The organism is Clostridium swellfunianum (assembly GCF_023656515.1).
GTDB lineage: Bacteria > Bacillota > Clostridia > Clostridiales > Clostridiaceae > Clostridium_AT > Clostridium_AT swellfunianum.
The window spans coordinates 1,935,133-1,946,889 of the sequence record NZ_JAMOFV010000006.1 but is presented as its reverse complement, the minus strand read 5'-3'; the positions used below and the strand labels follow the sequence as shown (position 1 = coordinate 1,946,889).

Here is an 11,757-nt window from a genome sequence, read left to right as displayed (position 1 = left end):
CTCCATCACTTTGTGTAAACTTCTCTTCTGTAGTCATAAATATTTTTTCTAAGCTCGTTAAAATCATCGCTTGGAAACTTGGTTAATATCTGTTTTAATATTTCATAAGCGCATATATTTTCAATAACTATGGAAGCTGGAACAACACCACATACATCAGAGCGTTCATATCTGTTTAACACATTTTCCTTAGTTTTTAAATTAACCGAACCAATACTTTTCCTAATAGTTGGGATAGGTTTCATATAGGCTTTTAATTCTATATTTTCACCATTAGACACACCTGCTTCTATGCCGCCGGAATTGTTACTGCTTCGCGTTATTTTTCCATCCTTGTAAGCAATTTCATCATTGAAATCACTACCTCTCATAAAACAATTTAAGCCATTGCCAAACTCCACAGCTTTTATTCCCTGAACTGACATAACTGCATAGCTTAATGCTGCATCTAGTTTCTTGTCCCATTGAGTATAGCTCCCTACACCAATAGGAATACCTTTCACGGATATGAAAATACTTCCACCAATAGTGTTTCCACTTTCTTTACAAATATCAATTTCTCTTTTTATTATTTGTTCTGTTTCTTTATTATAGCATCGAACTTCGCTTTGTTCTATTAAATTATAGTTAACATCCTCAAACATATTTACGGCTTCGTCATAAAACTCCCCTATGCTATTTACCTTGCTTCTTATTAGAATTCCAAGTTCTTCAAGCATATTTTTGCACAAGGCACCTACAGCAGTTCTTATAGCAGTTTCCCTTGCTGAAGTTCTTTCAATAACATCTCTAATATCGCCTGTGCCGTATTTAAAGTAGCCAACCATGTCTCCATGGCCAGGCCGTGGAATTTTTATTTTTTTATCTTCCTCTGCTTCGTTGCCTAAAATATCTATCCAGTTTTCATAATCTCTATTAAATATAACCATAGTTATAGGATTGCCAGTAGTTTTAATCCCCCTAAGCCCAGACCAAAACTCAACCTTATCCTGTTCAAGGCTCATCCTTGAGCCCCTCCCGTAGCCTCTTTGTCTTCTCTTAAGTTCTTTATTTATATAATTCATATCTATATTAAAATTAGATGGCAAGCCTTCGATTATAGCTATTAAAGCTTTTCCATGAGATTCTCCAGCATCTAAAAACCTAAGCATAAATATCTCCTCTATTTCTTAATTTATATTAAAAGAAGCCCTTTAAGGCTTCCTCTATTCATTATAAAAGATGGTGAATTTGTTTTAATATAACGTAAATTTTAGAGTTATACATCCTATTGTGCTAACTATCTCTATATAAATTCACAGTATCTAGAATATATTCAAATCAAGCTCTTTCGAAAGCTCAGCTAAAACCTTAATTCCTCCCATGCTATTGCCTTTTGAGTCTAATGCAGGACCTATAACTCCAATTCCCATGCGGCTAGGCACAGCAGCAAGTATACCACCTCCGACACCACTCTTGGAAGGAATACCAACTTCCACAGCAAACTGACCTGAAGCATCATAAAGTCCGCAGGTAACCATTATTGTCTTAACCATTATAGCAGTACTTCTAGAAACCACTCTCTCTCCACTCCAAGGAAGTACACCATCATTTGCAAGCATAGCGCCTATCCTTGCTATATCTTTACAGGTTGCCTCAATAGAGCACTGCTTAAAGTAAACATCTAAGACTTGTTCTACATCCTGCTCAATTACTCCTGTGCTTTTCATAAAGTAAGCAAGAGATCTGTTTCTGTCTCCAGTAGTTTTTTCAGACTTATAAACATCTTCATTTATACTAATACTTGGATTCCCAGTAATTTTCCTTGTAAAATTTAAAATTCTTTTAAAGCAATCTTCTCCATCCTTGCCTGAAATTAAGGAAACTGTTGCTATTGCACCAGCATTTATCATTGGATTTAATGGCTTTTGAGGACTTTTTGTCTCTAAATTTATTATTGAATTAAACGCGTCTGCTGTGGGTTCAACACCAACCTTAGAAAATACTCTTTCTCTTCCATTATCCAGTAGTGCAAGCATTAATGTAATTATTTTTGATATGCTTTGTATTGTAAATTTAGTTTCGTAGTCTCCGCCGTAATATTCCTCTCCATCTAGAGTTATTATCGAAACACCAAGAGTGTCTGAATTCATTTTAGCAAGCTCAGGTATATATGTTGCTAACTTTCCCTTTTGTGTCCAATGTCTATTATTTTCTATAACGCTTTCAAGTAGTTTGTTCATATTATCCTCCAATGCACACTGCAATTGATTACACAGGAAATATTTTATCACTAAATTATTTAAGTATAAAGCACTTAGAAAAATATCTTTTAATAATTTAAAATATGTATTGCATGTTATTGGCTTATATGCTAATATAGTTTATGTGATTCGCCGAAGTGGCGGAATGGCAGACGCACTTGACTCAAAATCAAGCGAGCATCCACTCGTGCGGGTTCGAGTCCCGCCTTCGGCACCAAAATAAATCCACACAATTTGTTGTGTGGATTTATTTTTGTATCAACTTTAAAAACTAAAAAAATTATTAACTTTCTAATTTCTAAAAAATCTTAATAAGGATTACTTAAACTTCTACGTCTTGGACCTTTATCGTCCTTCTCTTCATTAACGCTCACTCTATTAGGCTCTTTGTTTTTAGCTTTATGCTTATTTTCTTTCTTTGTCATAATAAAAACCTCCTTTAATCCCTCTCTTTAGTATCCCTTTTATTGTTTAGTTCATAAACAAAAGGTCTTATCTCAACTTCTTTAATACTACCATTTTCATTATAACCAATTTGCATTGTAGGTTTGTTTATTGTTGTTTCTTTAGTATAGGCAATATTGCTTACATTCCTGTATTCTTTATAATTTCTTATTTCGTCATTAGTAAGTTCTCGACCTTGCATCGAAGTTCTCACCAACATTTCATGTTTTGATTCTTCGTGATGATTTGTAGTTTCTGACATAACACCACCACCCTTTATTTTATTGGCTGTCCATTGAAATTTTCAAACTTTGGAGGAAGTTCTCTATTGCTTTCCTTACCTTTTGGTCTTCCGGTTTCCATTTTCTTATTTTCCTTATTTATTGCTTTATTATTTTCCTTATCACTCATCAAAATCCCCTCTTTCGCCTCTGATTAAACCCTCAGTTTTATGCTTCTCCATCTCAGCCATTTGAATTATTTCCGGCTTAGCTGGATGTTTATTTTCACTCTTAGTGGATTTTTTTGTTTCTCTATGTGACATAATTATAGCCTCCTTTATATGAGAATATATAAGCAGTTAAAGCTTATTATTATACAAAATAATTTAGCGCACAAATTTAATGCTTCATTCCTGGGTCATCAAATACTGCTCTTGAGCTTTCTGCTTGAGGATCATGCTTTATATTTTTCTTCTTAAACCTATCGTCTTGCTTTTTATTATTAACTGTATCTCTCATTTTACTATGCATATTAAACTCCCCTTTCACTAATTAGATTTACCACTCCTATATGATTTATGCTTAATAAATAATAACAAAAAAGAGCCAAAAGGCTCCATTTAATCATTTGTCATTATTGATATTTAATTCTTTATATATATCTTCAAGCGCAGTCTCCATTTCCTTTTCTTCTATTTTATATAAAGACGCTGTTCCATTAACTATATCAGAAGCACCCATATAACCATCTTCTACATTATTTACTTTTTTTTTGTTTTTTGACATAGCTAATCACATCCTTTCAGTTCTATTTTCTCCAAAAGGAAGATTTAAATTCTACAGCTATTATAAATTCTCTTTAACTTTTTTATAGGTCCATTTACTTACCTTAACAAAAATTACAATAAACAAATAAGTACCAAATATAACCAAGAAACCTTTTAACCCAATAGTAGCATCCTTGAGTTCCATGTTTCCTCTACCAGTAATCTTCTGCTGTATTTCCACAGCAAAAACAATAACAAATAAAATGGTAAAAGTATAAATAAAAGAGAGTGCAGATATACTTAACTTTGCAAGAGACTTAAAAACCATGTCAGTTAAAAAGTAGATTACAATACCAATTACTCCAATTACCCAAAAATGCATACCCTTATCTGTAAGCGTAAGACCAAAATGTTTAAATAAAAGTATTAGCATGTCGTGAATGTTGTTTACCATAGCAGCAAGCAGTTTAATAACTTGTCCCAATTTTGTGCACCACCTTAATAATCTATGACTATATTATACTGCAAAATCTACAATATTTCATCCTTGAATCATATAAGCTCCACGTAGTGTCAGAGCTTATATGATTCGCTTTGTTATTCATTTTCATTTTTCATGGCCATTATATTAAAATCTACACCAAATTCATAATTGAATTTACTTTCGAACTCTCTAAGTTTTTTGAGCTGCTGTTCAGATAATTTTGCATACTGAACATTTTCGAAGGCATTAATTTGTTTTTTATCCATAATTACTTATTCCTCCTAATTATTATTTAGTACTGTACTGCAAGCATTGCCTTCAATCTTTTCTTCGTTAATAATACAGAAGTCATCAGACTCCATAATTACTTCTTTTATTGATAGTCTTTTCTTTCGAGTTAAGCCTTCTGATTGCTTTTTCTTATTTTTCATTTTGATTTATACTCCTTTTTGTAAAGACTGTTAATCTGTACTCATTTTATATTTCCTCTATCGTTTCAAAGTTATATTTTCCTTAGAACTGATTTTTATTCTAGTTGTTATAATGAGAAGAGTTTATATAAGCACAATATATTATAATAGTGTCAGCATCTTATTCAATACTTTCTATGTAGTTGATTACCATTACTATAAAAAAATGCACATTATTTTATGCGAATATACACATTGCTACAAATCAAAATGTTGTTCTTATATATAACAGTAATAATGATCAAGTTTTAATCATATCTTATTTTAGGAATATGAAAAACAGGAAGCAATACTAATGTCCAGGAACAGGCAATATAAATGAAGTTTGAATCATGGATTGCAGATGTTTCCATGAAAGGGGGAAGTGATGACAAAGAAGATTATATACATAATTCTTATTTTGTTCTTAGTGTTTATACCTATTACACTAGCAGGCTGCAAAATAAAAATTGGTAGTTATACTGTAAATAATTTTACTATAACTAAAAAGAAACCAAATAATTTTTACTATACGAATAGTCTTGCAAAAAATCTCACACTGGAATCATCTATTAAAATAAAACTCATGGACACAAATTTTTATAAAGAAAAAGACTTGTCAATTGAAGATATTGATACTGTAAGAAACTTTACTAAAGCTCTGAAAAAAAACAATTTCATTGAAAAGCCGAAAGATTTGCCCGAAAAGCCTTTGTATAAACTTTTCTTTACCTTTAATAAAGAAAAATACGTTATTAATGTCTATAGCGAAAAATACATTTCAGTATATCCATGGGATGGAAATTACTCAATGGATTACATAGATATGGAAGGGATACAGCCTCTTTATAATCTTTGCGGTTTATGCAAATACTTAATACCAAGGTAAAATTCACCTTAAGGTTAACTGCCTTAAGGTTTTTTTATTTTGCCCCTATCAAAAAAATCATTGAAGATATATAATTTTAGTAAATATTTCTACTAGGAGGAAAACATGTATAGCATAACTTTTCAAAAACTATACAGTAAACTTACAAGAAAACTTTTAAGCGTTAGATGGCTGGAACGATTAAGCATAGATTTTAATATTATTGAAGAAGCAATTAAAAGCAACTATTTTATTGATAATCTAAACAACATAATAGAAGATAAGGATTACAGCTGTTCAAGAACTTTAAAGTTGTGCGAGAATATGTTAAATAAAATAAGCTACCCTAATACTCCAGAAAACTGGCTCATCTATATTTATCAGTATACTCTTAACAAGTCTTTTCCTGGGGCAGTTAGCATAATTTTATTAGATAGTCTTCAACCAGCCTGCGAACTATACCTAAGAGTTTTAAGGATCTTGTCAGATGCTCAAAAAATCTCTAAGGATAAAACCTGGCAAAGTCTCTATCCTTTATTTTTCTTAAACTCAGAGGAGGAAGAAAACCTTGAGCATCCTGAGGAATATAGAAAATTCATAAAGGCTTTTAAACATAATTTTACATACGAAATGATGAAACTTAATAGTGAGGTTTACGGTTATAATACATTAGATCATATTTGTGGTGTTCACTATCTATCATTATTCTTAGCGAGACAAATGAAATCTATAGGGTTACCTGTTGACTTAGGAAGAGTTTCAGGTGCTGCTGCAGGTCATGATATTGGCAAGTATGGCTGCAGGCCATCAGAGCTAAAAAGGGTGCCGTATCTTCACTATTACTATTCTGATCAGTGGTTTAAACACTACAACATAAATTATATAAGGAATATTGCCTTAAATCATTCAACTTGGGACCTAGAACTTGAAAATTTATCACTTGAATCCTTAATCCTTATTTATTCTGACTTTAGAGTTAAAAATAAAGGCAGCGGCAAGAATGTTCAAATGCATATTTTTTCGCTTAAAGACTCCTTTCAGGTAATTTTTGATAAATTAGATAATGTGGATGAAGCAAAAGAAAAGCGATATAAAAAAGTTTATGAAAAGCTTAAAGATTTTGAGAGTTTTCTTTTAAGTTTAGGAATTAAAACAGAGCTTAATAATGAAGTCACCCCTTCATTATTACATCCCTATAAGCAAAACTATTCCCTAGTCCAGGGGTATGAGATAATTCAAAGTATAAAATTCTTAGCTATTAAGCATAACATCAGCCTTATGTACCAACTTCGTGACGAATACTCCCTTGATATCATACTTGAGCAGGCCAGAAGTGAAAAGGATTGGAAAAACTTTAGAGAATATATAAGAGTTTTTCAGGAATATTCAACTTACCTCACTCAAAATCAAAAACTGCAGACTATTAGGTTTCTGTATGAAAACCTAGTTCATCCAGAAGATGATATAAGAAGGCACTGTGCTGAGCTTTTAGGTAATCTTATAGCAATATATGATGAGGATTATAGAAAGGAAATACCTGAAAATGTAAGACTTGAAGCACCTTCTGTAACAAGTTTTGATTTATTGGAAGAATATATGCAGCTTTTAATTTCTCCTGGGTATAAGGTTATTTCTGCTCATCGATTTTGGATTGGTTACTGCATGAGTATTATGGTTAATTCACTGTTTAAAAACTGCCAAAGAAAATTCGTGGATGGATATAGAAGAATAATTATGAACTTTTTTTCTGAAGGTATTACTAAAAACAGCGAAATACAAGTATTTTTGCTTGAAACTGTTAAAGATATTCCGCTTGAACCCTTAGAAGACAGTTTAAAGACATTATTTAGTTTTGTTATGGCAATGCTAAACAAACATAACAATACTCTAAGACTCAGCGCTTTAGAGGCTTCAAAGGAGCTTGTAAGGAAAATTCCTGAAGATAATTTCTTTTCTTTGCAGCTAAAGCATTATTTAATCAATAAAAGTAAAAAGAGCAGCGTTCCTTCTGAAAACTTACTTAGATACAATCTTGCAAAGTATTTAAAGCTTGAAGAAGCTTCATTAGTATTTTTTCACCATTGCAGACTTGATGATAACAAGATTTCTGACATTTTTTTAAGCAATTTGAAAACTGCTACAGATTGGATAAAGAAGCGAAATCAAATATCATTATTACTACAGTATACCTTAGATAATGTTGAATCTAGCGGTCTTCATACAGCGATTCACTTTTGCAATCTTTTAAAGGTAAGTGCAGTCGAAAATGTAAGAAATACAGCTGGTGCTGCGATATTTAAAATAATGCCTAAGCTTACATTAGCAGAAAGAAACGAAGTTGCTATCGAGCTTTTAAGAGCACTTGAAATTGAAGGGAACAGGTTTACAGAATATATACCCCATTATATAGGGCAAGTTATAATGTGGCTTCAACCTGTAGAACTTAATGAAATTATTGATGATCTTAAAATAAAGATAAAAAACTCCAGTAGCAATGTAAAATCTCTAGTACTTAAAACTATAGGAGTAGCCCTTTCAAACTATACTGACTATAAAAGCCGCTTTGATGAGAGCGAAGAAAACTATAATGAAAGATTAATATCAATGCTAGGAATTCTTTTAAATGGTCTTGGGGATTATCAGTTGCAAGTAAAGCAAACAGCTTTTAGTGTGATAGGTAAAGATATATTTGGAACAAGATTATTAACAATTGAAGATAAATCCAGTATATTTAAACTAATAGCTAAGAAGATACTGACTATGGTTGCAGATACGAAGGAAGAGGAACTTTTGTTTTTAGCAAATTCTGCTGCATTAAATCATATATATAGATTTATTTCAAACTATACTTTTATTAACGGTGATTTAAATATCCCTATCCCTCAAAATATTGCTTTTTTCCCTGGAACCTTCGACCCGTTTTCATTAAGCCATAAGGAAATAGCTAAATTTATAAGAGATAAAGGCTTTGAGGTATATTTATCCTTAGATGAATTTTCATGGTCTAAAAAAACCTTGCCTAACCTCTTAAGGCGTAAAATTATAAATATGTCAATAGCAGATGAACTTAATATCTTTGTATACCCTCAAGGCATGCCAGTAAATATTGCTAACCCAATTGATTTAAAGAAACTAAGAGACAGCTTTGATGGTTCAGAGGTTTACATAGCTGTAGGAAGTGATGTAATATTAAATGCATCATCATACAAGCTACCAAAGTCTGATCACAGCATACACAACTTCAATCACATAGTATTTGAGAGGATTAAAAACAACAAGCTTGATGAGGCGGTTAAAAATATAGATGGAAAGATTGAATGTATTACATTACCTTCAAAATATTTAGAGATAAGTTCTACTCAAATAAGAAATTATATAGATGAAAACAGGGATATATCAAGCCTCATAGATCCTTTAGCTCAGCAGTATATATACGAAAATGGCTTCTATCAAAGAGAGCCGTTGGAAAAAACCTCTATAGCTTCTTTGTGGCTAAAGATTGAGGTAGTTGAAGAAATTAAAGAAGATGTGATTGAAGGTATTTCACACATTACAAGGATAAATAAAGATAAGTTGGAGGATATTATTGGAGATACCCTTGGCAAACCATCAGGGAGATTAGTTCTTTTAAGGGATACTACAAATAATAACGAAGTAGTTGGATTTTCAATGTTTCATTGGGTACGCTCCAGTATGCTTTATAACGAACTTAAGGATACAAAAGTTTCGCAGTATATAAGGGAAACCAGCCTAGGTAGAATGATACTAATTCACGCAATTGGAGTAAAGAACAGCGATAAATACAAATCATTAGAGCAGATTATAATAACTGAAACCTTGGCATTTTGCCTTGCGAGAGATTACCAGTTTGCAATCTTTAAAAATATGATGAAGACACCTTGGTCTGCTACAATCTATGAATTGCTAGAGCTTCAGGGGTGCACTGAAATTTCTTCATCAAATTCAGAAAATCCTACTTATGTAGTTGATATGAGCACACCCTGCGTACTAAATCTTGATATTGAAAATATATTAAAAGAACCATTTAGAAGCAATCCTAAGGTTAAAGCTTCAATATCAGCTACAAGAAAAAGATTGCAAGTGGCCATGACTAAACTATATCCTGGAGAACTTGTATTAAGTTTTGATAGCAAAATGCTACATCAATCTATGATAAGAAAAATATGTGAGGAAAATGGTGTGCCTACAGAAACAGTTACTCCAAAGAGCCTAGGTTCAGCTATGTGTGTTCCGTACGGAGACATATTAGAAAGATATGCTATCCCTAATACAGTTACAAAAGCACTTCATACGGAAAAGTTTTTTGAACCATCCATGAAGGACTTCAGCATAAGGCCATATCCTTTTTATCTTGATTTAGAAACTCAAGTTAAACTGATAAAATCATTTGATAGACCTGTAATTCTAGTTGACAACATACTTCACAAAGGGTACAGAATGAAAGCTCTAGATCCTTTGCTAAAAAAGGAAGGTATAAAAGTTGAAAAAATACTCTGCGGCATCATGTCAGGCCGAGGCAAGGATCTAATGGATATACAAAGTAGAGAAGTAGATAGTGTGTATTTTATACCTAGGCTAAAGCTATGGTTTAACGAAAGCACTTTATACCCTTTTATAGGTGGGGATGCTTTATGGAGAGGAAACTTTCCAGAAAGAAATCTGCTTCCATCTATTAATCTAATACTGCCGTATACTTCACCTGATTTTATAAGAAATTCGTCTTATAGTGCAATTTATAATTTATCTGAAATATGTATTTATAATTCACTTGATATTCTTTCTGTTTTAGAAGATGAATATCATATACTACACGAAAGAAACTTAAACCTACTTAATTTGGGGCAGGTATTCACCGCGCCAAGATGCCCTGATAAGGGAAAAGACATGGACTATGATTTAAGCTTAAGTCCTTCACACTATATAAAGAATGATTTGGAACTTTTAACACGATTTACAAATATATTCAATTCTTTTAATGAAAGGAGCAAACCATGATATACTACAGAATTAACGGTAAAACTGTTTTATCCAAAATACCAAGAGACAGCTATGAAACAATTACAGAAGAGGAAGCCAAAAATAGTCAAGGTGTAATCTACTCGCTAACTAATATTGACCCTAGAAGAAGCAGGAGGAGTTTTTGCGTAACTCACCCTTCTCTTTTGTTTCTTGAAAAGGAGGGTTTGGAGCTTTTAAAAAAATCAGAAGCTTTCCTGGGAAGCTTACCCAAGTGGCTTATAGAAAAAATAAACCATAGAGAAGTGAAGTGCATAAATGCAACATTTCCAAATTGGGAGGAAGTTCTCAAGGAAGAATTTCCTACAAAGTGGAGAATTAACATAATCGGACTTGGAGATGTAGGCGGAAATTTAGCAGCTGGACTAAGACTTGTAGCTGGTGATTTTGTTTCTCGTATAGGAATATATGACATTGATAAAAACAGGATTAAGAGATGGAAGTATGAAGCAGGTCAAACTCTATCCCCTGCTGACAATCTTTTTCATCCCGAAATATATCCTTTAACTGAAGAGGAACTTTTTGATTGCGACATGTTTGTCTTTTGTATATCAGTCGGGGTGCCCGAGGTTGGGAAAGAGCCTGAAGATGTTAGAATAGCTCAATTTGAAGGAAATGCAAAAGTTCTTAAGGCATATTCAAAGCAGGCAAGAAATAAGAACTTTAAAGGTCTATTTATAGTTATGTCAGACCCAGTGGATCTATTAAGTCAAATAGCTTACAATTTCAGCAACATGGATGAAAATGGACATATGGATTTTAAAGGATTGTCTCCTGAACAAATAAGAGCTTATGGTCTTGGCGTTATGCACGGAAGGGCCGCCTACTTTGCTGAAGAAAAAGGAGCTCATCAATACCTTAAGGAAGGTAGATGCTTTGGTCCTCATGGAGAAGGTGTTATAGTTGCAGACAGCATAGAAAACTACAACGAAGAGCTTTCAGATTATCTTACTATTAGAACAAAAAATGCAAACTTAGACGTTCGAACATTTGGTTTTAAGCCATATATTGCCCCAGCTTTTTCCTCTGGAGTGTTCTCTTTTATAGAAACCTTCAAAGGAAATTGGCATTACAGTGCAACCTCAGTGGGAGGAGTTTTTATGGGCTCTCGAAATAGACTTCTATCTTCAGGTATAGAGCTTGAAACATACGATTTTCCGGAAAATCTTTATAAGAAGCTTCAAGACACCTACAATTATCTTTCCGATTGGTATGATAAGCCGATATTTCATAATAGTTTATAG

The 11,757-nt window shown here is 32.6% G+C and carries 13 protein-coding genes and 1 tRNA gene; 4 read left to right on the top strand and 10 right to left on the bottom strand.

What is annotated here, in order from left to right; all coding sequences use genetic code 11:
• Positions 1-5 precede the first annotated feature (5 nt).
• On the bottom strand, positions 6-1,151 hold the full coding sequence (gene aroC / locus NBE98_RS08900) for a chorismate synthase (RefSeq protein WP_250814596.1): 1,146 nt from the start codon (positions 1,149-1,151) through the stop codon (positions 6-8).
• Between the two features lie 153 nt (positions 1,152-1,304).
• Positions 1,305-2,222 (bottom strand): glutaminase A, encoded by a 918-nt coding sequence (glsA, locus tag NBE98_RS08895; RefSeq protein WP_250814595.1) that lies wholly within the window; start codon positions 2,220-2,222, stop codon positions 1,305-1,307.
• Between the two features lie 152 nt (positions 2,223-2,374).
• On the opposite strand from glsA, the gene NBE98_RS08890 reads away from it, so the two are divergent.
• Positions 2,375-2,460, top strand: a tRNA-Leu gene (locus NBE98_RS08890).
• A 222-nt stretch (positions 2,461-2,682) separates the two neighbouring features.
• On the opposite strand, the gene NBE98_RS08885 is transcribed toward NBE98_RS08890, so the two are convergent.
• The 8 genes from NBE98_RS08885 to NBE98_RS08860 form a co-directional block, all read right to left on the bottom strand.
• Entirely contained in the window at positions 2,683-2,949 is a 267-nt protein-coding gene (locus tag NBE98_RS08885) for a hypothetical protein (RefSeq protein WP_250814594.1), read from the bottom strand.
• Positions 2,950-2,963: 14 nt separating this feature from the next.
• Positions 2,964-3,098, bottom strand: coding sequence for a hypothetical protein (locus NBE98_RS22420; RefSeq protein ID WP_284703615.1), 135 nt, complete (start codon positions 3,096-3,098; stop codon positions 2,964-2,966).
• Positions 3,091-3,231 carry a hypothetical protein gene (locus tag NBE98_RS08880; protein ID WP_250814593.1) on the bottom strand — a complete coding sequence of 47 codons (141 nt, stop codon included), beginning with the start codon at positions 3,229-3,231 and terminating at the stop codon, positions 3,091-3,093. Before NBE98_RS08880 ends, NBE98_RS22420 begins: the two co-directional genes overlap by 8 nt.
• 76 nt (positions 3,232-3,307) lie before the next feature.
• A complete protein-coding gene (locus NBE98_RS22415; RefSeq protein WP_284703614.1) occupies positions 3,308-3,439 on the bottom strand; it encodes a CPC_1213 family protein in 132 nt (43 codons plus the stop codon).
• Positions 3,440-3,532: 93 nt separating this feature from the next.
• On the bottom strand, positions 3,533-3,694 hold the full coding sequence (locus NBE98_RS08875) for a hypothetical protein (protein WP_250814592.1): 162 nt from the start codon (positions 3,692-3,694) through the stop codon (positions 3,533-3,535).
• Between the two features lie 60 nt (positions 3,695-3,754).
• Positions 3,755-4,159, bottom strand: coding sequence for a hypothetical protein (locus NBE98_RS08870; protein WP_250814591.1), 405 nt, complete (start codon positions 4,157-4,159; stop codon positions 3,755-3,757).
• Between the two features lie 113 nt (positions 4,160-4,272).
• On the bottom strand, positions 4,273-4,425 hold the full coding sequence (locus NBE98_RS08865) for a hypothetical protein (RefSeq protein ID WP_250814590.1): 153 nt from the start codon (positions 4,423-4,425) through the stop codon (positions 4,273-4,275).
• Between the two features lie 15 nt (positions 4,426-4,440).
• Entirely contained in the window at positions 4,441-4,590 is a 150-nt protein-coding gene (locus tag NBE98_RS08860) for a hypothetical protein (protein WP_250814589.1), read from the bottom strand.
• A gap of 406 nt (positions 4,591-4,996) precedes the next feature.
• Between NBE98_RS08860 and NBE98_RS08855 the strand changes: the two genes are divergently transcribed.
• The 3 genes from NBE98_RS08855 to NBE98_RS08845 all read left to right on the top strand — a co-directional run bounded on the left by NBE98_RS08855 (position 4,997) and on the right by NBE98_RS08845 (position 11,757).
• The gene (locus tag NBE98_RS08855) at positions 4,997-5,497 is read left to right on the top strand and encodes a DUF4883 family protein (protein WP_250814588.1); all 501 of its coding nucleotides are present in this window, start codon (positions 4,997-4,999) and stop codon (positions 5,495-5,497) included.
• A 105-nt stretch (positions 5,498-5,602) separates the two neighbouring features.
• Positions 5,603-10,492 (top strand): cytidyltransferase, encoded by a 4,890-nt coding sequence (locus NBE98_RS08850; RefSeq protein WP_250814587.1) that lies wholly within the window; start codon positions 5,603-5,605, stop codon positions 10,490-10,492.
• Positions 10,489-11,757, top strand: a complete 1,269-nt coding sequence (locus NBE98_RS08845) for a lactate/malate family dehydrogenase (protein ID WP_250814586.1) — start codon at positions 10,489-10,491, stop codon at positions 11,755-11,757. The genes NBE98_RS08850 and NBE98_RS08845 overlap by 4 nt, the downstream gene beginning before the upstream one ends.